At 57.3% G+C, this 22136-nt stretch carries 21 protein-coding genes and 1 pseudogene; 7 read left to right on the top strand and 15 right to left on the bottom strand.

Features of this window, described 5'->3' with window-relative positions; all coding sequences use genetic code 11:
- The 4 genes from BFQ01_RS18120 to BFQ01_RS18135 form a co-directional block, all read right to left on the bottom strand.
- A partial coding sequence (locus BFQ01_RS18120; RefSeq protein WP_141691294.1) for an ATP-binding cassette domain-containing protein occupies positions 1-719 on the bottom strand: 719 nt, incomplete at its 3' end.
- The gene (locus BFQ01_RS18125; RefSeq protein WP_065926341.1) at positions 716-1702 is read right to left on the bottom strand and encodes a substrate-binding domain-containing protein; all 987 of its coding nucleotides are present in this window, start codon (positions 1700-1702) and stop codon (positions 716-718) included. The genes BFQ01_RS18120 and BFQ01_RS18125, both read right to left, overlap by 4 nt.
- A 37-nt stretch (positions 1703-1739) precedes the next feature.
- Complete coding sequence (locus BFQ01_RS18130; protein WP_065926342.1) at positions 1740-2561, bottom strand: SDR family oxidoreductase; 822 nt, start codon at positions 2559-2561, stop codon at positions 1740-1742.
- Positions 2562-2799: 238 nt separating this feature from the next.
- Positions 2800-3279, bottom strand: coding sequence for a GNAT family N-acetyltransferase (locus BFQ01_RS18135; protein ID WP_027607824.1), 480 nt, complete (start codon positions 3277-3279; stop codon positions 2800-2802).
- Positions 3280-3477: 198 nt separating this feature from the next.
- Between BFQ01_RS18135 and BFQ01_RS18140 the strand changes: the two genes are divergently transcribed.
- Positions 3478-3810 carry a hypothetical protein gene (locus BFQ01_RS18140; RefSeq protein WP_027607823.1) on the top strand — a complete coding sequence of 111 codons (333 nt, stop codon included), beginning with the start codon at positions 3478-3480 and terminating at the stop codon, positions 3808-3810.
- Between the two features lie 49 nt (positions 3811-3859).
- Positions 3860-4126 carry a hypothetical protein gene (locus BFQ01_RS18145; protein WP_027607822.1) on the top strand — a complete coding sequence of 89 codons (267 nt, stop codon included), beginning with the start codon at positions 3860-3862 and terminating at the stop codon, positions 4124-4126.
- Positions 4127-4187: 61 nt separating this feature from the next.
- Here the strand turns inward: BFQ01_RS18145 and BFQ01_RS18150 are convergent, their stop codons facing one another.
- The 11 genes and pseudogenes from BFQ01_RS18150 to BFQ01_RS18200 form a co-directional block, all read right to left on the bottom strand.
- Complete coding sequence (locus tag BFQ01_RS18150; protein ID WP_065926343.1) at positions 4188-5105, bottom strand: PfkB family carbohydrate kinase; 918 nt, start codon at positions 5103-5105, stop codon at positions 4188-4190.
- Positions 5098-6564 (bottom strand): purine-cytosine permease family protein, encoded by a 1467-nt coding sequence (locus tag BFQ01_RS18155; RefSeq protein WP_065926344.1) that lies wholly within the window; start codon positions 6562-6564, stop codon positions 5098-5100. Before BFQ01_RS18155 ends, BFQ01_RS18150 begins: the two co-directional genes overlap by 8 nt.
- Positions 6565-6623: 59 nt before the next feature.
- A complete protein-coding gene (locus tag BFQ01_RS18160; protein WP_065926345.1) occupies positions 6624-7625 on the bottom strand; it encodes an ADP-ribosylglycohydrolase family protein in 1002 nt (333 codons plus the stop codon).
- A complete protein-coding gene (locus BFQ01_RS18165) occupies positions 7622-8335 on the bottom strand; it encodes a GntR family transcriptional regulator (RefSeq protein WP_051429403.1) in 714 nt (237 codons plus the stop codon). The genes BFQ01_RS18160 and BFQ01_RS18165 overlap by 4 nt, the downstream gene beginning before the upstream one ends.
- Before the next feature lie 70 nt (positions 8336-8405).
- Entirely contained in the window at positions 8406-8966 is a 561-nt protein-coding gene (locus tag BFQ01_RS18170) for a DUF1285 domain-containing protein (RefSeq protein ID WP_065926346.1), read from the bottom strand.
- A gap of 16 nt (positions 8967-8982) precedes the next feature.
- Positions 8983-9588, bottom strand: coding sequence for a DUF4823 domain-containing protein (locus BFQ01_RS18175; protein ID WP_027607816.1), 606 nt, complete (start codon positions 9586-9588; stop codon positions 8983-8985).
- A 144-nt stretch (positions 9589-9732) separates the two neighbouring features.
- Positions 9733-10701 carry a GTP 3',8-cyclase MoaA gene (locus BFQ01_RS18180; protein WP_065926347.1) on the bottom strand — a complete coding sequence of 323 codons (969 nt, stop codon included), beginning with the start codon at positions 10699-10701 and terminating at the stop codon, positions 9733-9735.
- A gap of 114 nt (positions 10702-10815) precedes the next feature.
- Positions 10816-11484, bottom strand: coding sequence for a TetR/AcrR family transcriptional regulator (locus BFQ01_RS18185; protein WP_027607814.1), 669 nt, complete (start codon positions 11482-11484; stop codon positions 10816-10818).
- Between the two features lie 445 nt (positions 11485-11929).
- Positions 11930-12715, bottom strand: coding sequence for a TatD family hydrolase (locus BFQ01_RS18190; RefSeq protein ID WP_065926348.1), 786 nt, complete (start codon positions 12713-12715; stop codon positions 11930-11932).
- Positions 12716-12778: 63 nt separating this feature from the next.
- Entirely contained in the window at positions 12779-13768 is a 990-nt protein-coding gene (locus BFQ01_RS18195; RefSeq protein ID WP_065926349.1) for a DNA polymerase III subunit delta', read from the bottom strand.
- Positions 13761-14099 (bottom strand): annotated as a pseudogene (locus BFQ01_RS18200) (dTMP kinase); the annotation flags it as partial. The gene BFQ01_RS18195 and the pseudogene BFQ01_RS18200, both read right to left, overlap by 8 nt.
- A gap of 114 nt (positions 14100-14213) precedes the next feature.
- Between BFQ01_RS18200 and BFQ01_RS18205 the strand changes: the two are divergent.
- From BFQ01_RS18205 to BFQ01_RS18225, 5 genes are all read left to right on the top strand, one after another.
- Positions 14214-15110: a deoxynucleotide monophosphate kinase family protein gene (locus tag BFQ01_RS18205; protein ID WP_065926350.1), complete on the top strand. Its 897-nt coding sequence runs from the start codon at positions 14214-14216 to the stop codon at positions 15108-15110.
- 4 nt (positions 15111-15114) lie between these two features.
- Positions 15115-17352 carry a hypothetical protein gene (locus BFQ01_RS18210; protein WP_083244903.1) on the top strand — a complete coding sequence of 746 codons (2238 nt, stop codon included), beginning with the start codon at positions 15115-15117 and terminating at the stop codon, positions 17350-17352.
- 83 nt (positions 17353-17435) lie between these two features.
- The gene (locus tag BFQ01_RS18215) at positions 17436-19661 is read left to right on the top strand and encodes a tyrosine-type recombinase/integrase (protein ID WP_065926351.1); all 2226 of its coding nucleotides are present in this window, start codon (positions 17436-17438) and stop codon (positions 19659-19661) included.
- A complete protein-coding gene (locus BFQ01_RS18220) occupies positions 19654-20712 on the top strand; it encodes a hypothetical protein (RefSeq protein ID WP_065926352.1) in 1059 nt (352 codons plus the stop codon). Before BFQ01_RS18215 ends, BFQ01_RS18220 begins: the two co-directional genes overlap by 8 nt.
- Before the next feature lie 12 nt (positions 20713-20724).
- Positions 20725-22041: a hypothetical protein gene (locus tag BFQ01_RS18225; RefSeq protein ID WP_065926353.1), complete on the top strand. Its 1317-nt coding sequence runs from the start codon at positions 20725-20727 to the stop codon at positions 22039-22041.
- The last annotated feature ends 95 nt before the right edge of the window (positions 22042-22136 follow it).

A 22136-nucleotide genomic window follows, 5' to 3' on the forward strand; every position in this document is an offset into this window, starting at 1 on the left:
CCGACCATGCAGGTCACCAACTGGTCGTGGGTCAACGCGCTCATGTCGTCGAAGGTGCGCACGTAACGGCCGTCCTTGAACACCGTGACCGCGTTGCAGATGCGGAACACCTCTTCCATGCGGTGCGACACGTAGAGCACCACTTTGCCCTCGTCCCGCAGGCGCGTAATGATCGCCATCAAGCGGTCGATCTCCCGCGCCGACAGGCTGCTGGTCGGTTCGTCGAAGGCAATCACATGGGCGCCACGGGACAGCGCCTTGGCAATTTCCACCAGTTGGCGCTGGCCCAGGGACAGGCGCCCGAGTTTTTCCTCGGGGTCGATTTCATCCGCCAGGCCCTTGAGGCAAGCCAGGGCCTGCTTGCGCAACAGGCCCCGGTTGACCACGCCGAAGCGCGAGGGCAAATGCCCGAGGAACAGGTTTTCGGCGACGGTCATTTCCGGCACCAGGTGCAGCTCCTGGTGGATCACCGCTACGCCGCTGGCGATGCTGTCGGCGGCGCATTTGAACGCCATGGTCTGCGCGCCGATCTGCACCGTGCCGCTGCTGGGAATATAGGCGCCGCCGAGGATCTTCAGCAGCGTCGACTTGCCCGCACCGTTCTCGCCCATCAGGGCGTGCACCTGCCCCGGGTGGGCGGTGAAGCTGATGCCGTCCAGCGCCTTGACCCCGGGAAAGGTTTTGCCGATAGCGTCGAAACGCAGGGCCGCCGCCGTCATTTCCACAGCCCGATCTTGGTCAGTTCTTCCTGGAAGTTGGCGCGGGTGATCAGGGTCACTTCATCCATGGCCGTGTATTTAGGCGGCTCAGTGCCTTTGGTGACCCACTCGTACATCATCAGCGCAGTGTTGTAGCCTTCGATGTGCGGGCTTGGCAGCATCGAGCCGAAGAAGCCGCTGTTGGCTTTCTTCAATTCGCCGATGGCGTCGGTGCCATTGATGCCGATACCGATCACGTTGGCGGCGGCGAAACCGGCGCTTTCAGTGGCGCGCACGCCGCCGAGCACGGTGTTGTCGTTCATGCCGCCGATGATCAGGTTTTTCGCGCCGCTGGGCAGCTTGACCAGGGCCGAGTTGGTGGCGTCCATGCTGCCGGGGACGTCGAGGGTTTTCAGCGCGGCGGTGAGGATGTGGTCCTTGGGAATGCCGGCTTCTTCCAGGGATTTGATCGAGCCATCGGTGCGTTTTTTGCCGGTGTCGAGTTCATTGAAGGTGTTGATCACCGCGTAGGTGTCCTTCCAGTCCCAACCGCGTTTTTTCGCTTCGGCGGCCATGGCGGCACCTTGTTTCTGGCCCACTTCAAACGCGGCCATGCCCAGGTACGGCACGTCCTCCATGAAGTTGCCCTTGGCGTCGACAAAGCGATCATCCACGGCAATCACTTTCAGGCCATTGGCCTTGGCCTTGGCGACGATGGCCGGGCCCAGGGACACATCCGGCGGGCAGATCACAAAGCCCTTGGCGCCGTTGGCGGCCAGGCTGTCGATGGCCGAGAGGGTTTTCTCGCCATCGGGCACGGCGATCTTGATCACGGTAAAGCCATGTTCCTTGCCGGCTTTTTCGGCAAAGGCCCATTCGGTCTGGAACCACGGCTCCTCGGCCTGCTTGACCAGGAAGCCGATTTTCACTTCCTCGGCAAATGCGAAAGTACTGAGGCCGCTGAGCACGGCGGCAGCTGCCAGTACGCGTATTGCTTTTTTCATGAACGGCACCTCTTGTTGTTATTGGGAGTGGCAAGTTCTAGTCGTGGTACATCACCGACCGCCCGCCATCGATCATCAGGCAGGTGGCATTGATAAAGGGCGCCTCGTCGGTCGCCAGGAACAGCGCCGTCATCGCCACCTCGATGGGCTGGCCGATGCGCTTGGGCGGGTGCAGGTCGAACGCACGCTGGCGTTCGGCGTGGGGGTCGGGGAAACCGTTCCAGTAGTCGACGTTGAGCTGGGTCTCGATATAGCCCGGGGCGATGGCATTCACGCGGATGCCCTTGGGCGCGTATTCGATGCCAAGGGCGCGGGTAAGGCCGAGCAGGCCGTGCTTGGCCACGGGGTAAGGGAAGCAGCCGGGAATGATGTGGCTGGAATGGGTGGAGGCGATATTGATGATGTTGCCGATGCCCTGCTCGATCATGTGTGGCAGCACCGTGCGGCAGCCGTACCAGGCGCCGTCGAGGTCGATGGCGAAGCAACGGCGCCAGTCTTCGTCGCTCATCTCCAGCGGGTCGCGGAACACGTTGACCCCGGCGCAATTGACCAGCACATCCACCCGGCCGAAGCGCTCAATGGCCACATTGACCAACGCCAGCCATTGCGCTTTGGAGGTGATATCGACGGGTTGGGCGTAGATCTCGGCGCCGCGTTCGCGCCAGTGGGCAGCGACTTTCTCGACCTTTTCGCCCTGGATATCGGCGATCACCAGGCGCGCCTGCTGGGCCTGGAAACACGCGACGATCGCCTCACCAATGCCCTGAGCGGCGCCGGTGATGATCACCACCTTGTTCTTCAGGCGCTCGCCGTAGGTTGGCTCGGGCACAGCGGGTAATGACAACGGTTGGGCCTGCATCGCGTCACCTGTTTTATTTTTGGCAGTGAGTGCTGATGCAGACGACTATAAACCCATCATTTGAAACATCTCAATATATAAATTTGCATCCCACATAGTGAGCAAAATCAAAAAATAATGTGGGAGGAGGCTTGCTCCCGATAGCGGCACGTCAGCTACAGAAAGGCTGACTGATTCACCGCTATCGGGAGCAAGCCCCCTCCCACATTTGATCTACAGTGTGTTCAAGAAGGTGGCTTCAGCCGAGAGCAAAATCCCGCAGCGCATCACCTTCCATGCGATAGCGCACCCACTCCTCCTGCGGCTGGGCGCCGATGGATTTATAAAAGGCAATCGCCGGCTCGTTCCAGTCCAGCACGCTCCACTCGAAGCGCGCGCAACCGTTATCAAAGGCAATCTTCGCCAAATGACGCAACAGCTTCTTGCCCGCCCCGCCGCCACGCTGTTCCGGGTTGATGTACAGGTCTTCCAGGTACAGGCAGTTGCTGCCCAGCCACGTGGAATAGCTGAAAAAGAACACCGCAAACCCAATCGGCAAACCATCCCGCGAGCAGATCAGGCCATGGGCCGTGGCGCCCTCGCTGAACAGGCTGCGCTGGATGTCCACCACGCTGGCGATCACTTCATGCCGGGCTTTCTCGTACTCGGCGAGTTCGGTGATGAAAGTCAGGATCTGCGCAGCATCGCTGGGCACGGCGGGGCGAATCTCGATGGTCATGGGCGAGCCTTGGCAATTTCAAAGCACACATACTAAGGCGCTTTGATGACTGATTGCAGTGCAATTTATGGGGAACCCGGCAGCCGACACACAAAATCTTACAGGTGCCACGGCACCGTTCGTCGCCACCCAGGCACGATCATCAAGGCACAACTGACCAATAGAGGGTAAGGACATCAATCATATGGAGACACCCTCATGAAGCATTCCAAGTTTGCCGCCCTCGCATTTGCCGGCCTGTTGTCTTCGGTTTCGCTGAGTGGTTTCGCTGCCACGTCGTCCACCGGTCCTACCAACCCGGACGCCACCACCGAATCGCAGAAATCCATGGGCACCGGCCTGGACACCAACGGCGGCGCGGTCATCGATAACACCAATGGTGCCGACCCGCATACCCAGGGCCACGATACCCAACGCCAGGCTCCCGCTGCCGTCGGCAACGGCAAAATGGGCCCTTCGGTGAATGAGCCGAAGATCAATAAAGGCGATGACTCGAACCTGCCGGGCGCGCCGAAACAGCCTGCGCCTTAACGCTTCACACAATCGCAACACCCGATCATTCCCCAATGAAGAGGTACGCATGAACGTCGATAAAGACCTTGAAAAAGAAGTCCTCACCCGCCTGCTGCACGCTCATCCCCAGGGGCTGGGCAAGGAGGTGCTGGATAACTACCGCGGAGAGAAAGTGGTCGCCAGTGCGTTGGCATTTCTGCAGGACCGCGGGTTGATCAAGGATGGGCATGTGACCACCGACGACGCCGGTGAATACTCGCTGAATCTGCCGATCAAGTTGACGGCGTCGGGTGTGGACGAGGCGCGCAAACTCGAAGGTGAGACGCGCCAGTAGTCCTCATGTAAAACCCAATGTGAGAGGGAGTAAGCCTTCCTCTCACATGCTTGGCCTATGTTCAGTCAGTAAGTAATGCGTCGACTTCAGCGGTGCCTGGGGAAGTTGCCGGGCCCCAACGCGTCACCGCCAGGGCCGCCGCTGCGTTCGCCCGCTGTGCTGCCGCAGCAGGTTTCAACCCAGCCGCCAACCCCGCAATAAACACGCCCGCATGCGCATCGCCCGCGCCATTGCTATCCACCGCCTGCACCTTGAAGCCCGGCACATGCTCGATCTGACCCGCACGCCCCACCCAGCAGCCATTCGGCCCGTCCCGCACCACCAGCAGCGTCTCGGCGGGCAGGTGCTGACTGAGCGCGGGCAACGCGGCGGCGATGCTCGCCGCACCGGTGAACGCCAAGGCTTCAGGACCATTGCTGGTCCAGATATCGATACGTGGCAACAGCGCACCCATCAAGGCCGAATCCGGCGCTTTGACCAGCGGCCCCGGATCGAACACCACCACGACTTCCCGGGGCAGTGCCAGCAGCCAGTCGATCAGCGCCTGGGCCTTGCCTTCCAGGAGCAGGCTGTAGCCACTGACATAGACGTAGTCGTCGACACGCGGTACGACGGTGGTCAAATCCTCCTGGCTGAGTTCACCTTCGACGCCGATATGGGAAATGAACGTGCGCTCGGTAGTGGCTTCGGTCAGGGACACGCACAAGCCAGTGTCCTTTGCGCTGCTGGCCGCCAGGGCCATGTCAATGCCCTCGGCCTGCATCGCTGCGCGGGCCAGGTCGCCGAAGCGGCCAGTGCCGTGACGGCCCAGATAGACCACCGGCAAGCCATTGCGCCGCGCCGCCGCCATCACATTGAAGCCCCCGCCGGCTTCGAAGCTGGCGGACTTGGCCAGCACGTCGCCGCCGGTCGCAGGCAAGGTGTCGAGGGCCATGACCAGGTCGACGATGACCTGGCCGGTGTGCAGCAATCTAGACATTAGGGCTCTCTACCAACGCCGGACGACGGTCAGCCGCGCCGCCCAGTACCGCATAAATCCCACCGGCGACCAGGAAAGTGACGATCCAGCCCAGGCCATTGTGGCCCAGCCAGGAGTCGGACAACGGCCCGGCGAACCAGATGTTCTCGGCAGTGGTGCCAATGGTGGTGAAGCTGAAACCCAGCACGATGGCCACGGCCCAGGCGCCGAAGGCACGCCATTCCACACCGCCGCGATACCAGTAGGCGCTGCTTGGGCTCACGTCCAGCAGGTCCTTGGGGCTGTAGTAGTGACGATGGATCAGGTCGACCACAAAGATCCCCACCCACGCGGTGATCGGCACCGCCAGCAACGAGATGAAGGTGATGAACGGGCCGTAGAAACTGTCGGCGATCAGCATGAAGTAGATGGAACCGGCGAAGATCGCCACGATGTCGACGATCACCGCATGCACGCGCTTGACCTTCAGGCCAAGGGTCAAGGTGGTCAGGCCGGCCGAATACACCGACAGGTTGTTCGACAGCAGCAGCCCGCCAAACGCGGTGATCAGGTACGGCACCGCCATCCAGGTGGGCAGCATGTCGCGGATCGCGATGATCGGGTCAGTGGCCGCGGCCAGGTCGTTGTTGCCAACCGACAGCAGGCCGCCGAGGGTAATCAGCAACACCAACGGAATGCCCGCACCAAATGCCGCCGACGCCACCAGGCGCACGGCCGTGACGCTGCGGTGCTGGTAGCGCGACATGTCGGCACCGGCGTTGGCCCAGCCGATACCGGTACCGGCGGCCATGGTGCCGATGCCGATGATCATCGCGCTCAGGGGAGCCGGGGTGGCGTTGAACACCGCACTCCAGTCGATGGTGGCGCAGAGGAAACCGCCCACCAGGATATTCAACGCGCCGAACACGTAGGTGGCCCACTTCTGGATCACCAGCAAGGTGGCGTGGCCCAGGCCCGATACGGCCAAGGTCAGCAACACGAACATGCCGATGAAGATCAGGGTGAGGACCGGTGCGCTTTTCGCCTCCACCGCAGAGCCGAACAGAATCGAACACAACGACAGCAACACGAAGGCCGCCGTGGTGGTGTTGACGGTTTCCCAGCCCAGGCGCGACATCAACGACACCAGCGTCGGGCCGATATTGCCGCGCACGCCGAAGATGGCGCGGGACAAGGTCAGGCTGGGGGCACGGCCGCGACGGCCGGCGATGGAGATGATGCCCACCACGGCGAACGAGCCCGCGGCGCCGAGGATCGCGACGATGATCGCCTGCCAGATGGCCAGGCCGCGAAACGCCACGAGGGTGGCGCCGAGGGGCAGGCCGAGGATGCTGATATTGGCGGCGAACCACACCCAGAACAGTTGCAGTGGATGGCCGTTGCACTCGCCTTCAGGGACCGGTTCGATACCGCGGGTTTCCAATTGCCCGGCGCTTTGGCCGGAAGAAGTGCTGCTCATGAGTGGTGCTCCTGGTGCCTGTATTGTTGTGGTTGTGGCGGATACGCGGTCTTCCTGACTCAGCGCAATGCGAGCAAGCCTTGAACCAGCGGCTGCAGATCGAGGCCGTTGACCTGCTTGACCTGTTTGATCATCGATTCGGGCCAGCACTGCAGGCCGAGGCAGGCACCGAGCATCGCGCCGAGCATCGCGGCAATCGTGTCGGTATCGCCGCCCAGGCTGGCGGCCAGGCAAAGGGCTTCGAACGCGTTCATGGCCCCCACCGCCACTTGCTGGGCGAGGGCAAACGACACCACCACCGACTCCTGGGAGGCGACGGAGGTGCCAATCAATTCATACAGCAGGTCGGCGAACAGGGCTGTGTCGCCGCTGCCGACGCTCAGGGTGCGCGCCCAACTGATACGGGTGGAGATGCGCGCGCCGGCAATCCAATGGCCATGGCCTTCCGCCTGTTGAGCCACCTGGGTGCCGATATTCAAGGCTTCACCCAAGTCCACACCGTTGATGCCCGCGGACACCACCGCCGCCACTGCCGCGGCGCTGGAGATGCCCAGGTTGGTGTTGTGGGTGACCTGGCAGGCCTGGATCACCGCCTGGATAAATCGCGCCGGGTCGCTGACATCGGCGGCGATTCCCACTGGGGTGATGCGCATGGCGGCGCCATTGGTGGTGCCGTAGCGCCCGGATTCTTCCGGGGTATGGCCGTTGAGGATCATATCGATTGCACGCTTGGTCGACGGGCCGAGCAGATCCTGGGAGCCCTTGGCGCGCATCACCGCTTCCCAATCGATCAGGCGCCGGGCGAGCACGGCGGGGTCGATCTTGCCTCGGCCCTCGACCAGCAGCTCACCGACCAGGATCGCTTGCTCGGTGTCATCGGTGATGGAGCCCGCCGGCATATTGGGCGCGATGGGTTGGTCGGCGTCGGCATCTTCCAGGCCGGTAATGGCACCAAAGCGCTGTTGCACTTGCTCACGGCTCAGGGATTGGGTGGGCATGCCCAGGGCATCGCCCAACGCCAGGCCGTAGAAAGCGCCGAGGGCGCGGGTATTGGGGGTCATTTTGAAGATCCAAACTGCAGGTGCAGGCGAAAGTGCAGAGGGTCGAGCAGGCTTTCGACGTACTCCATGAAGCGCTCGCGGCGATCGTAGGTGGTGCGCGAGGCCTTGAGGAACACCGTGCCCACCGGGCGGCCAAGCAACTCGGCGTCTTCATCGCTGAGGGGCTCGGCGCCGATCCATTGGTCACCTTCGGCACCGACGTAACCGTAGGCTGCCAGGGTGATGGTCAGGGAATTATCGATCAGCCCAACGCGCGGCAGGCTTTCCAGGCCACCGGACGCGGGCATCAGCGAGCGCTCAAGGGAAACGGCCGTGCCATCAGTCGTGCGGCGACGGCGGTCGAGGGCGATAAATTGGTCGGTGCCGAAGCGACTGAACAGATCGGCGCGCGTCACCGCTTCCAGGCGCAGAATATCGGTGGTCACCAGGGCCCCGGTGTCCGCCAGGGCCTGGGCCCAACCGCTGGTTTGATCCAGCGCCATGCCATCAAATGTGACGATGGAGCCCACGCCGCTCTGGGTCGCGATGTAATTGCGCCTTTTGAGTTCGGCGAGGGCTTCACGCAGCGTGCCCCGGCTGACCGCAAACTCTTCAGCCAGTTGATGCTCGCCCGGCAACAGGAAACCGTCGGCCATCACCCCTCCCTCGATACGGCGGATGAGCTCGTCGACGACGCGTTTTTTCTTATCAAATCGGACATGTCTAATCATGTACAAATTGATAACCGAAAGCGGCCATTTGCAGCAAGCGAATTATTTCAGGGAGATGAAAAAACCGGTCTCACGGCTCCAGGCCAATACGGAAAAACTCGCCGCCGCTCCATACGCCAAGCCAGTTCTGACCCTTGATCGGGCGACTCACTGCCAACTCCACCAATTGGTAGAACACATTGCGATGCACCAGGGCTTCGAGGTTGGTACGCACGCGCAGATAGGGGGACGGTTCCTGGGTGACGGGATCGATCACCACCCGCAGTGGATGCTCAATATCGGCTGCAACCTGCTCGTCGACGTTGGTGGTGAAACGCAGCACCTGGCTTTCGCCCTGCCCTTCGACGTCGAGAGTAACCGCGACAAAGGGCGCATCATCGACGGTGATACCGACTTTTTCCACTGGGGTGATCAGGAAGTAATCATCGCCATCTCGGCGGATGATAGTAGAGAACAATTTGACCATCGGCTTACGCCCGATCGGCGTGCCCTGGTAGAACCAGGTGCCGTCACGGGCGATGCGCATGTCGATGTTGCCGCAGAAATCCGGGTTCCACAGATGCACCGGCGCCGGTCCCTTGCCCTTGGGCAACTGAGCCAACAGATCGTTGGCCTTGGCGGAATCGGTCATGGTGTTCTCCTTGGTGTTACTGATCGCCCATGCCCAACAGGCCTCGGGCGTACTGCGCCAAGGGGCGGGCAATCAGGTCTTCTGGCTTGTTGTCGTGGAACGTCAGTAAACCGCCACGACTGCGAATACGTGCAGTATCAATCAAATACTGGGTGCTGGTCTCGATCAACATGATCTGGATTACCCCGTTGTCCAGGCCAAGCCGGTCCAGCGCCTCTTGATCAGCCCATTCGTCGGCGTTGCCGATACGGTCATCGGCCTTGGCGAAACGGCAGTACAGCAGGTAGTGGGCACCCGCCGCACGGGCCTCGGCCATCGCCTGCTCCAGGCCTTCCGGCTGACGAGCACGACGCACCATGGGGAAGTATTCGACGAAACCGTTGAAGGCTTCCTCGGCCACCACATTCGGCCGCGGGTAGGCGCTGCCGGGCGGTACAAATGCACCCTGGGCGATAAAGACAAAGGAATCCGGCTGTATGCGCACCGAGGCGGTACGACGAGTGTCGCTGTGGTCCAGCAACCCGGCGTCGCTCATCTGATAACGGGTGCCTTCGGCCATATCGCTGACGGTCATGCAACCACTCAGCGTCAACGACGCCAGCAACAAAACCAGACTACGCATCCTAATCCTCCAGAAGCCGGTGACGGAAAACCGGCGAATGGACACGAGATGCAGAATCCGCGCCATTTGGAAACAACGCAGAACTAAATGTGGGAGGGGGCTTGCTCCCTCCCACATTGGATGATGTCTAATCTTGGGAAAGCATTATCCGCCAATGATCTTCATGATCGTCGCACCGCCGGAGAAGGCCACTTCCTGCTTATCGCCCAAGGCCTTCATCAGCAGGCCTTGCAGGGCCGGCAGCGCCTGGTGGCGAGGCTTGTCCAACAGGTCGCCGACATAGTGACGGTTGCTCGACGACAGGCAGCCATGCAGCCAGCCGGTCGACGACAAGCGCAGCCGTGAACAGGTGCGGCAGAACGGTACGCTTTCGTTGGCGATCACGCCGAAGAAGCCTTTGCCCGGCACTTCGTAGCGTACCGCCGTGGCGTCCACGGGAGCGTTGGCTTGCAGGTATTCGTGGTGTTCGCCGATCAGGCCGAGCAGTTGTTGCAGGCTGACGAACTGCTGCAGGAATGCATTGGAGTCCTTGGCCAGGTGGCCCATGCGCATCAACTCGATAAAACGCAGCTCGTAGCCACGCTCCAGACAGTAGTCGAGCAGCGGCATCACCTGGTCGAGGTTCTGGCCGCGCAACGGCACCATGTTGACCTTGATCTTGATCCCGGCAGCACGCGCCTGGTCCATGCCATCGAGCACGGTCGCCAGGTCGCCGCCACGGGCGATGCTGCGAAAGGCGCCGGCATCCAGGGTATCGAGGGAGACGTTGATACGCCGAATCCCCGCATCCACCAGCAGCGGCAGTTTGCGCGCCAGCAACTGGCCGTTGGTGGTCAGGCTGATGTCGCTGAGGCCCATGCCGCCCACGGCGCCCATGAAGGCTTCCAGCTTGGGGCTGACCAGCGGCTCGCCACCGGTGATGCGCAAGCGCTCGATGCCTGCCGCCTCGATCAGGTAGGCCACGCCACGGGCCATGGCCTCGGCCGAGAGTTCGTCCTGGGCAGCCACCAGCCGCTTGCCGTTCGGCACGCAGTAGGTACACGCGTAATTGCAGGCTGAGGTCAGGCTGATCCGCAAATTGCGAAAACGCCTGCCTTGACGATCAACGATCATGGATCACTCCGGCAGAGGATGATTCGGGCGTGCTAAAAACTGACTGATAAATCAGCTTTTAGCAATATCCTTGCCTGAGTATATTCCTGGGTTACTGCGCCTGGCAGCAAATCATTACGTGGCCGGGGTTTCGACGGGGGCCGCTTCAACCAGTGCCGGCTCGGAGCTGTGCTTGCGCTTGTTGCCCATGCGCACACCGATATCCATCAGGAACTGGAAGAAACCTTCCTGGTCTTCCAGCACATTGCTCCAGAACGGCGAGTGGTACAGTGCCACGGCGCCGTGCACCAAGGCCCAGGCGGCGCAGTAGTGGAAATACGGCGGTACGTCTTCAAGCTTGCCTTCGCTGATGCGGCCCTTGATCAGCAGGGTCAGGCGCTCGAAGTTCGAGGCGCGGATCTTGTGCAGCTCCTCGACCATCTCCGGCACTTGATGGCCCTTGACCACCTTCTCTTCCAGGCGGTCGAACAGGCGGTAGCGCTGCGGGTCGCGCATGCGGAACTCGAAGTAGGCGCGGGACAGCGCTTCCTTGTCCTTGTCGACATCGGCCGAATGCAGCAGCTCGTTCAAGTCGCGCTCGTAGTCGAGCATCAGGCGCAGGTAGATCTCGGCCTTGGACTTGAAGTGCTTGTAGATCGTGCCTTTGCCGATACCCACGGCATCCGCGATCATCTCGACGGTGACGCTGTCTTCGCCTTGTTCGAGGAACAACTTGAGTGCGGTGTCGAGAATTTCCTGCTCACGGCGGCGAAACTCACGGACCTTACGGGGTTCTTTGTGCATGAGGAAGAGGTCTGCAAAGGTCGGAATAGGGAGGGCTGCGCAGGGCCACGAATACATGGCGATACGATTTACCCAGTGCGAGGGATTATCCCGACTGAACGGTCGTTGGGCAACGTCTATGTGAACCCGCCCTGCACTTTACTTTCAAGGCGCCAACGTTTTCATGCCTATCAGTCAGAAATAATACGCAACAACTGCACCCGTGCATCTGCCCAATGAGAACTCAAGCGAAGCGCATGTATTCCAAATCTGTTTAAAAAACGATCAGTCGCGACTGGACTGAATCAGATACTGATCAATACTTGAACTGTCGGCGTGACATCTCCCCCAAGTGAAGCACCGACCTGGGTACCGACGGACTGTGTGCCCTTGTTTTACTCCTAATGGTCTTAACCCGGATTCACCCCCCAGAACCCGGGTTTTTTTTGCCTGCGATTCAGTCGTGTCATGCGGCGACGTGGGCCAGCGGGAACAGGCGCTTGAAGTTCTCGGTGGTCTGCTCGGCAAAGCGCTCATAGGACTCACCGCGCAGCATCGCCAGGTAGTCCGCCACATCCCGTACATATTCGGGCAGGTTCGGTTTGCCACGATGGGGAATCGGCGCCAGGTACGGCGAATCGGTTTCCACCAGCAGGCGGTCGGCTGGCACTTGGCGCGCCACGTCGCGCAGGGCATCGGCATTGCGGAAAGTGACAATGCCCGACAGGGAAATATAGAAGCCCAGGTCGAGCGCTGCCCTGGCCATGTCCCAATCCTCGGTAAAGCAATGCAACACGCCGGCCTGGGGCAACGCGGCTTCGCGCAACAGGGCCAGGGTGTCGGCACGGGCGCCGCGGGTGTGGACAATCACCGGTTTGCCGGTTTGCCGGGCGGCCTGCAAATGCAGGCGAAACGAGGCCTGCTGCAACTCGGCGGCTTCCGGCTCGTAATGGTAGTCCAGGCCGGTTTCGCCAATGGCCACCACGCGCGGGTGATTGAGTTCGCCCAGCAGCCAGTCGAGGGCCGGGGCTTCGCCGGGCTTGAGGTCCAGCGGGTGGATACCCACCGAGCAATCCACATCGGCATAACGCTCAGCCAAGGCTTTGACGTCGGCAGCATTTTCGGCGCTGACGCCAATGCACAGGAAATGCCCTACCCCACGCTGGCGTGCAGCGTCGAGGGCAGCATCCAGGGAGCCGCCATGCTGGGCAAGGTCGAGGCGATCAAGGTGGCAATGGGAATCTACAAGCATAGGAAATTACGACTTAGGTCACGGAAAGTGTCTGGCCAACGATACACCCGTCGGCCAAGGAAATTAACGGCGGCCGAGCAAGCCAACCCACTGCACCAGCAGCGCTTCAAGCAACAGCACGCGGTTGAGGTTGGCCTTGCCGAGCACCTTCTGGCGCTGGGCGAGGATCCAGTCCTGGATAGTCAGCACCTTGTCCTGGGCACTTTTCTGCGCGAGGTATTGCACCACCTTGCGCATGTCCGGCAGGCCCAGGCCGTTTTCATCCTGGGTCAACTGGTAGCGCAGGATCAGGCTCGACCAATCACAGAACCAGTCGAACAGCAGCAGCAAGGGAATGTCCTTCCAGGCGCTTTCAGCCAACTGGGTGGCGGACAGCTCTTGCTTGAGCAGTTTTTTCACCCCATCCACAACCAGGGCGCGTTGCTCACGTACGCCCTGGGCTTGCAGCTTGACGGCCGCCAGCGGGGAACCGGCCGCCAGGGTCAGCAACTCGATCCGCTCCTCTGCGGAGCAATCCGGCAGCGCCTTCGCCAGCCATTGCAGGCTCATGGCTTCGCTGGGCAACGGGCAGGCCTGCTGTACACAACGGCTGCGAATGGTCGGCAACAAGCGGCTGGACTGGTGGCTCACCAGCAACAGCACCGTGTCGCCGGAGGGTTCTTCCAGGCTCTTGAGCAAGGCATTGGCGGCGTTGATGTTCATCGCCTCCACCGGCTCGATCAGCACCACCTTGCGCCCGCCCATCTGCGCGGTCTGCACCACGAAACTGACGAGGTCACGCACCTGGTCGACCTTGATCGCCTTATCGGCCTCCTCGGGTTCGAGCAGGTAGTTGTCCGGGTGGCTGCCGGCCTTGAGCAACAGGCAGGATTTGCACGCGCCGCAGGCTTCAAGGTTGACCGGGCGCTGGCACAGCAGGCTGGCCATGAGTCGCTCAGCCAGATCGCGCTTACCAATCCCGATCGGCCCATGCAGCAGATAGGCGTGGGCGTGCTGGGCACGGCCGGCCAAATGCTGCCAGAGACTGTCCTGCCATGGGTAGGCTTCAGCCACGGGCGCGCTCCAACAGCTTGGGTAACAGGGCGTCGATGGCCTGCTGCACCTGCGTCAACGGCTGGGCCGCGTCCAGCAGGTGGTAGCGCGCCGGTTCAGCCTGGGCGCGCTTGAGAAACGCGCTGCGCACAGCATCGAAAAACCCCTGGCCTTCCAGTTCGAAACGGTCGAGACGCCCACGGGCGCTGGCGCGGGCCATGCCCACTGCCACCGGCAGGTCGAACAACAGGGTCAGGTCGGGACGTAGATCACCCTGCACAAAGGTTTCCAACGTGGCGATACGCGCCAGGGACAAACCCCGGCCACCGCCCTGGTAGGCATACGTGGAATCTTGTTTTCCCTTCATCAGAAACGTAAACAAGCTGTGATATATTCCCTTCATTTGAAATGTAAACCATATCTTAGCCCATAGCCCGAAGGCTCTGAGCAGGAAAAAGGAGAAGAAGTGAGAACAATCATTGGCCTTGCAGCCCTGGCAAGATCCGGAAAGGACACGGTGGCTTCCATGCTGCTATCCCATTCTAACGTTGCAGCTTTCGCTCTGGCCGATCCACTCAAAGTGGGTTGCCAGGCAATGTTTGGTCTATCAGATGCAGAGGCCTGGGATGACAATCTCAAGGAGCAGCCCATTGCGCTTTGGGGCCGGTCACCTCGGGAGTTCTTCCAGGCGGTTGGTACTGAATGGATGCGTCATCATAACCCAGACCACTGGCTGATGAGAGCGGAGCGGGAGATTAATCGACCCGCCAACAGCCCTACCCGCCCTGTAGATCCCGAAGCCCTGCTGCCTGAAGAAGCCCCCTTCATCCTTGCAGCACAAGCATTCTTTGACTTCTCATCCGCCCAGGTCACAACAGAGCTCGATACATTCGATGCGAAGTGGGGGCTAACCCCGCGCGAGGCCATCAGCCTGCTCAAGCGCCACGCCTTAGAGATGTACCCGGACTTCAATCAGCGCCGAAGCCAACGCTCCCATGAAGCTCTCAAGCCCCGACGCCAGGTTCCTGCAGATGCCCAGGTCATCATCATAAAAGACATTCGCTTCGAGAACGAAGCAGCCTTCCTACGCCGGCACAACGGAAAGATCTGGCACATCAAGCGCCCAGACTTGATGAAGGTGAATGCCCACTCCTCTGAGGACGGCATTGATCACCTGCCAGAGGACGTTTTGATCATGAACGATCAGGGCCTGGAAGAGCTCTGTGCGGCGGTGGACAGGGCATGGGCGGCTTGCGAGAACTCAACCGACTCAAAGGCATCAGGCGATTCGAACAAGCCGACCGCTCCGACTGATCGCCTTAGCGGAAATGTCATTTCCCCTAGCGGACAAGAGGAGGGTTGAGACGATGAGCGCAACGATCGATACCCAGCCCCCGACTTGCGACGTCGACTACCTGATGGGCACTGCTCCGGCTAACTATTCGGAGATCACATCGGTGCTAGTGGCTAACGACAAGTGGATCACATGCCGGTACCTGAAAAGTCCGTATTTCGATCCGAGCACCGACCTGTGCCAGTCGCTGCACATTCTCTTTGTGAGCTTTGCCTATGAGGCGAACGCTTCCGACGCGTACGGCTTGCGTAATGGTATCGAAACGCTTCTTGAGTACATCGACACACTGAACAAACGAAACCCTCCAGCCTTGCATATCACCAAGTACACCGACATCAACACCGAGGTGTACTTGGGCTATCAAGATTTCTTGACGAGGGAAGGGCACTCGCCGGTAAACATCATCAAGCTGAAAACAGCGACTGCCAAAGTGGGTGACCTTGGCATTCTGCCTCGCTTGGTGCTGCCTTTCATCACCATTGGTAGGGCCAAGAAAACAGAGCCTCTGTTTAAAGATGGTTTTGAGAGCCTGCAGACTGCCTGCTCGACGCATATCTTGACGCTCTATAAAAAGCTCGAATTCCGAGCGGAGGTTCATCAGGCGGAGCCATACCTTGCGCAAGAGGTCATGGAGGAAATCCGACCCACTCCAACTCGACAGCGATTATTTGAATGGCAGAAGCATGTCGAAGTTATGAATCGCGATGCCCATCGCGACTCTTATCGTTCCCGTTTTGCGAGGTCTCCTGATCCTGAAATTCGGGCGCTGGCAATCGATCCCAACGGCATCAAAAAATTTAAGGCGATTTATCGCAAAGAGCGCGACAACATTCAATTTGATGGACTGACCGATCCTTTCGAAAAAAGCGTCAGAAATTGGCCGATGGACAGCGCTCGGGCGCTCAAGACATTTTTGGTTCACAAGTTTCCCTTCAATCTAACTCTAGACGAGCTGATGGAGACGTATGACCAGCCGCGTTTGATAAAGCTGGAAGACGGATGTGATGACGTCATCAAAATCCTTCTTCATCGAATGTCGACAGCAAATCCAGTCAAGTCAAAAAACAGGACTTATAACATTGATGATCTTATGGCGCTGTATTATCCCACTATGGAGGATATGGCGGCCCTGATCACATTCATGATGTTCCAGTCCGGCTGGAACAAAGAAACCGTGCTGGCCGTTGACCAAGGTAACTACGAACATATTCTCACAGGTGCAATTGAGGAAGCGATACGGGTCGTCTACTCGGAGAAGAACAAATCTCAGAACATCGGGCAGAACTTCGAAAAACCCAAGAGGATCCATCTTCCTTCTCGAACGGACGATCCCTTGAGTTTCTACTGCTTGATTGGCCTTTGCCAACGCCTTAGCGAGCCACTGGCGCAGTTTCCCTTGGATCGCGTTCCCGCAGCAACCTATGAAGAAAGGATGAATCCACTCTTCTCTTGCGTCCGACTTAAGTCAGACTGGCGTAAAGGTGGGCGTTATACCTCCATCGCCTACATGCCGACATTCCTGGTCGGGATCCGTAACTTTCTAAAGATGTATGAGGTTATCGACAATGGGAAACGCCTGACTACTGCAAAGGAACTAACCAGGCGTCTTCGCCCAACCTGGCTATTGCATAAAAAGAAGAACAGCCCCTTATCTCTGCTGTCGTCAACCATGGGGCATGCTGATCGCGATACAACAGATATTTTCTATGACGACTCAGGCGCTGCACGCCAAGAACGTATGAAGCGGCTGCGATCTGAACTTGAAGCAATCATTGAGCTCCTTCGTGCCCGGCAGTTCAAAGGCTTGCTTGCGGCACATGCGCAAGCAGAAGCATCGGGCAAGTTAAAAGTATTTCACATTCCAGGGCATACAAAAGCGCTGTGGGCGTGCGCTGATCAGGACAACCCTGACTGGGTAGGATCAGAAATCATCTACTCCACGGGTAAAAAGTGCTTCGCAATTTCCGAGTGCATTTTCTGCAGTCAAGTCCGGATTTTCGAAGACTCACTGCCCTTCCTGATTGAGCGTGCGAGCCATCTTCAGGAATATCTCGAAGAGCGCGATGCCGATATTGGATTTGATAGTCGATTCCAGCGAGAGCTTGATGCCATCCAGTACATTTTGGAGGCATGGGGCGATGAAGACGACACGAAGGCTGCCTCTCGTTATCGCCGACGGAACACTCCAATGCTGCCCCGAGACCTGAAACTCTTAGAGATTATTTTTGAGAGTGAAGACTTCGGCGTCTAAGCCGGAATACAAGCCGCAAGCCCGAAGTATTAACCCGTGGCCCGGATACCTTACATCTAAATGCCACCCGGGAGATCAAGAGCATGACCAGCCATACTACTGCGCCCTCCTCCACTACCGATGCCTGTACTGAAGCTCATACCGATGCGCCCGAAGAAGCCCTGAACGAAGCCTCAGATGACGATCTGGTTGAGGCCCAGGACGAGGCCCCTCAAGCCGTCTCAGGCAGCCAGCACACACCCCCTAAGTCAAAAGCGGGAACGAATGAAGAGGATGATGAGGGTGGAGATGGCGACTTTGATGACCTGGCCTTGGAAAGTGCTGCGGAAGATGAAGACTGCAAAGATGAAATCGATGAAGATTTCGAGCAGACCTTCGGTAATATCCGAGAAACCCCGGCGTTTTCGCTAAAGAACAAGCTACTTGCCAGTGGGGGAAACTTCCCTGTATCGAATTATTCCCGCTATCTCGATGACATCTGGCATTTTCCACGCAGCGGATCCGGCGCGCCCAATAACGTGCACTTTACCAGGGAAGTACAGGGTTCAAATTCCCTTAAGCGTGCGATAATTTTCCACACCGTACGCGAGTATGCGCCACTGGGTAATATCCGCAGCTACGCTACGGCACGACACCAAGGTTTCATATACAGGATCTTAGAAGATTATATCTTCAGGGACTTTCACCTGACTGCAAAGCCTGAGCATATTCGACTGATTTCAATGGATTTGATTCGAGCCGCTATCGAGAAAGCCCGAAAGGCCCCAAAAAAATCCGACTTATTCGGACTTTACCAGATGCTACGCCTCTGGATCTTAATCTCTGACAACAAACTTATCCCAGAAGATCTTCGAATTGGTGTCAGCCTGACCGAATTTGATAACCCAGAACTCCGAAAAGACATTTACCAACGCTACTTCAGAGGCAACGTTAGCTCGTGGATACCTTATTCGGAAGAAGATCTGGAGTCCTTGACCGAATACTCTCTGTTTTGGATCGAAAAAGCTGTCCCTGAGCTGCTGAAGCTGCGCGATTACCTTGTGGGCCTTGAAAGTCTTAAGGATGGTGCATTGGTCAGAGCGTACCCTGTGCCTGATTTCGAGAAGCGAACAAGCATAGAGATTGATGGTAAACAGGTAATGATGTACAAGCTGCGGAAAAGCTTGAAGCACAACAAGCCTCTTTTCACCTATACCTGGCTGACAGAGTACAGCCGGGCTTTGGACAGCGTAAGAAACGCGATCTTCATTATGGTGGCGCTGATCACAGGTGCCCGAAAATCGGAACTATCCCCGATCAAATTCTCTGATCTGCGCCTTGACGACAACGGCGAATACTGGCTGAAGATCCACCGCTTTAAAACCGCGCACAATCCTACTTTCGGTGAAGAAGATGAACTACCTATTCCCAAGTTTGTTGGAGACGCGATTCGCGATTTCGAAAAGCTCCGAGACATAGCTAAATTCAAGAGGAGCGGCTGGCTCTTCCAGTCCAACCTTTCCTCAAAAGATGTGAAGACTTCAACGAGCGGAGTAATCCAAGGAGTGATTGTCTCTCTTCGAAATGCCGTGGACGTAGAACGCATTCATTGCCACAGGTTCAGGAAAACAATTGCTGAAATTTTGATAAATCGCGATGAGCGGAACATCGACATTATTAGAGCGCTTTTTGGGCACAAAAGCTACGCCATGACTCTTCAATATATTTCGCGAAACCCGTTGATGGTCAGAACAGTTGCCTTGGCTATTGAGAAAAATTACACGCGCGAATTCCATGAAATAGTGGCAGGCATTCGCTATGGGGCTTATTCAGGCGATGCCGCCACTAGGATTTATGATCAGATCTCCAAGCGCCCGGACGAGTTCTCAGGCAAACAACTGAAGGTCTCGCTAATGTCCTACATAAGCCACCTGCTCGCTGCGGGAGAGCAAATCTTCGTGCGCAGAACTGCAGTGGGAACCTTCTGTCTGTCCGGGGAGCAATACCATGCAGACAATGTCCCGCCTTGCCTGATGAACCGTAAAGCCCTGAACGACAACTACCAACCTGACGCTTCGAATTGCCAGCCAGACTGCAAGAAGATCGTCGTCCTGGAATCAGCCAAGACATCCCTTAGCGATAATATTGTCTTCTATACGACCCTACTGAATCGTGGCGGCGGACAGCTTTCCTCAGTAGCCGAGCACGAACTGACGCGAAGGATTAACGCCACCCAGCGTCATCTGGAGAACCTCGAAGCCACTGGCAGTATGGACAAAGCCCCGGATAACCGTCCCAAACAGCGTCTGATCGAGGTGAGCCATGTCTAACTATAAGCAAGGCACCTCGCTCGACCAGCAAGCCTACGAAGCCCCCCTGGAAGCCTCTCCAGAAGCGACTAGTACCCAGGGAAATGAGCGGCGCAAACTCATCATCGATCTTATCATCGAGCATTACATTTCTGGTACATCCAAGAAACTCAAGCTTAAAGATTTATCTGAACGCGCAGGCATTAGCCGCCAGGCCTTAGATCGCTATTATGATGACCTCAAACCCTACATCAATGGCAGCCGGAGCATTTCCGAGCTTACTGACAGCCACGATAAAAAGGTAGAGATACAAACTCAGAGCGCGATTAATAAGACAGAGTCACACTACAAAGACCTTATCGCGCGAAACCAAGCCAGACATGAAGCTGAATTACAGGAAGCCATCAATCGACACGTCACCACCTTAATGAACAGTGACTTGTCGTTACTCTATAGCCACACAATCTCCAACTCACTGGAAAGACAAACTCTGCTCAACAACGAATACAGAAATACTATTTCTGAGCTCGAACTTAAGCTTGCACTGGCAATTGACCAACAACCCATAAGAGCTAACGTAGCGCCGCCCAAGAACAACCTCACACTCAATATTGGGATTGAAGAAATTTGCGCCAAACTTGGCAAGACTCCGGACATTGACGCGTTTGACGATGCAAAGGACGAACAAATTCTACAAATAAGAGAAAAGCTAATCACCTTTGCCAATGTGCCGAACGTCCGCGCAGTCATATTCGCCGAGCGCTACATTTCTCGCTTTAACAAATTTGCCGAGGAATATTTCACCCGACCGAATGAAACCGCCCTGATCGTTCGACTCCCCCTTTTCACCAGAACAGAATTTTTAAACTTCACAAAACATCTACCGAAAACATTCAAAGTTACGGTTTGTGTACCGCACTGCATGTCCGATATTGAGAAGAAAGCTCAACGCGAATTCATGATCAGAAACATTCCGGGCGATGAGCTCAAAGCGGCAGACAAAGCAGACGCTCCAAATATCTCTTGGGGTTTCGATGAAGTAATAAACTTCAAGATTTCCCAAGGCGATTGAGCGAGCATAGCCATGATTACCATCAACAGAAAATTAATCACCTACATTTCAAGCGAAACCCGAACACAAAAAGTCTCGCATTATATTCTAACAGCTGAATTCGAGGGGAAAAGCGTACTTCTGTCCCACCCTAATCTATTTCTGTATAAAAAAACCCGTTCATCCCAACATACCTCTGCGCGATATGCGGGCATCTTGGTCAATTTTTATAAATTTTTGTCAACACAAGAGAAAATGATAGGCCAGGACATCTCAACCTATCATGTGCTTGCAGATAACAGGGACGTCATGCGATGGCAGGCGGATCGGCAGAGCCAAAGACTTGCCCTGCAGTCAGCAAAACCGTCCACTGAAAGCATCATTGATGAGGCTCATTTGTTGATGGTTTTTTTTGAGTGGTTGAGCAGCGAAAAATTTCCTACCAATGTGAACGTCGCTCTTAAAACCTGGAAAGCCAACTTCAGAAGCAGGCGTATGCTTAACTATCTTCAATCCCAATCGAAGGTGCGAATTGATGCGTCTAATATCTACGTCCTCGACAGACGAAACAGGCAAAGGAAATTCGATTTCTTGATTTCAGATTTTGAAATCAAAGCTCTTCTGGAAACCTATGTAGACCCTGTTTACTCGGTACTTTTCACTTTTGCTCTTGGGACAGCCATGCGCCCCATGGACATTGTGAGATTCCCTTACCTGGGAAATGCTGAAAACACCCATATCATGCCCTACTCGGAAATGACGAAACGGGGCGCAACCACCACTTACAAAGTGTACGACAGCAAAGGCCATAAAGATCGTACCATCGTGATTCACATGGAGGAACTACGGGCCTTACAAGAAAACTACATCACTCCTTATTATGCAGCACGCAAAAAACTCTACAAAGAACGTACGGGGCAAGAATGCCCACCCGACATACTTTTCCTCAACAAGAATGGCGCTCCTGTAACGCCCGATATGATTTCGGCCCGAACCAACCGCGCTAAAGTTAAGGCGATGGAAAAGTGGCCAGAGTTCAGACCTCACATCGATTTTTATCAGACTCGTCACTGGTGGCCGACGCAATATTTGCTTGCGACCTATGGCGACCTGCTTCTGACGGAGAGCACCGACGCATTGGTCGCAGCCGTCTCGCAAGTCATCATTAACCAACTGGGCCATGAGGACATTCTCACCACGTATCGCCACTACATCGACATGGCCCGGTTGATGTGGCGGGCTCACAAGGGGCTAGCAATGGATTTGGTGAGCGGCGAAGGCTGCCTAGCCATGAACTTCACGAAGCTCCTTAAGCGGCCTGGGATGTATGATGAGGATGATGCGGCCTAGCCGCTTTCCCTCTGTAGAGCCAGTAGATGGCTTCTTCGGAAGATGGCTCAGCGACCTTCGTTTTTGCTCGAATGCTGGCGTAAGGCGGCGGACGG

Origin of the sequence: Pseudomonas sp. 8 R 14 (assembly GCF_900005955.1) — a bacterium.
Lineage (GTDB): Bacteria > Pseudomonadota > Gammaproteobacteria > Pseudomonadales > Pseudomonadaceae > Aquipseudomonas > Aquipseudomonas marginalis.

Excerpts from the sequence above, each read along its gene's own strand:
- BFQ01_RS18125 (WP_065926341.1), bottom strand. The coding sequence starts at position 1,702 with ATGAAAAAAGCAATACGCGTACTGGCAGCTGCCGCCGTGCTCAGCGGC.
- BFQ01_RS18130 (WP_065926342.1), bottom strand. The coding sequence starts at position 2,561 with ATGCAGGCCCAACCGTTGTCATTACCCGCTGTGCCCGAGCCAACCTAC.
- BFQ01_RS18135 (WP_027607824.1), bottom strand. The coding sequence starts at position 3,279 with ATGACCATCGAGATTCGCCCCGCCGTGCCCAGCGATGCTGCGCAGATC.
- BFQ01_RS18140 (WP_027607823.1), top strand. The coding sequence starts at position 3,478 with ATGAAGCATTCCAAGTTTGCCGCCCTCGCATTTGCCGGCCTGTTGTCT.
- BFQ01_RS18145 (WP_027607822.1), top strand. The coding sequence starts at position 3,860 with ATGAACGTCGATAAAGACCTTGAAAAAGAAGTCCTCACCCGCCTGCTG.
- BFQ01_RS18150 (WP_065926343.1), bottom strand. The coding sequence starts at position 5,105 with ATGTCTAGATTGCTGCACACCGGCCAGGTCATCGTCGACCTGGTCATG.
- BFQ01_RS18155 (WP_065926344.1), bottom strand. The coding sequence starts at position 6,564 with ATGAGCAGCACTTCTTCCGGCCAAAGCGCCGGGCAATTGGAAACCCGC.
- BFQ01_RS18160 (WP_065926345.1), bottom strand. The coding sequence starts at position 7,625 with ATGACCCCCAATACCCGCGCCCTCGGCGCTTTCTACGGCCTGGCGTTG.
- BFQ01_RS18165 (WP_051429403.1), bottom strand. The coding sequence starts at position 8,335 with ATGATTAGACATGTCCGATTTGATAAGAAAAAACGCGTCGTCGACGAG.
- BFQ01_RS18170 (WP_065926346.1), bottom strand. The coding sequence starts at position 8,966 with ATGACCGATTCCGCCAAGGCCAACGATCTGTTGGCTCAGTTGCCCAAG.
- BFQ01_RS18175 (WP_027607816.1), bottom strand. The coding sequence starts at position 9,588 with ATGCGTAGTCTGGTTTTGTTGCTGGCGTCGTTGACGCTGAGTGGTTGC.
- BFQ01_RS18180 (WP_065926347.1), bottom strand. The coding sequence starts at position 10,701 with ATGATCGTTGATCGTCAAGGCAGGCGTTTTCGCAATTTGCGGATCAGC.
- BFQ01_RS18185 (WP_027607814.1), bottom strand. The coding sequence starts at position 11,484 with ATGCACAAAGAACCCCGTAAGGTCCGTGAGTTTCGCCGCCGTGAGCAG.
- BFQ01_RS18190 (WP_065926348.1), bottom strand. The coding sequence starts at position 12,715 with ATGCTTGTAGATTCCCATTGCCACCTTGATCGCCTCGACCTTGCCCAG.
- BFQ01_RS18210 (WP_083244903.1), top strand. The coding sequence starts at position 15,115 with ATGAGCGCAACGATCGATACCCAGCCCCCGACTTGCGACGTCGACTAC.
- BFQ01_RS18215 (WP_065926351.1), top strand. The coding sequence starts at position 17,436 with ATGACCAGCCATACTACTGCGCCCTCCTCCACTACCGATGCCTGTACT.
- BFQ01_RS18220 (WP_065926352.1), top strand. The coding sequence starts at position 19,654 with ATGTCTAACTATAAGCAAGGCACCTCGCTCGACCAGCAAGCCTACGAA.
- BFQ01_RS18225 (WP_065926353.1), top strand. The coding sequence starts at position 20,725 with ATGATTACCATCAACAGAAAATTAATCACCTACATTTCAAGCGAAACC.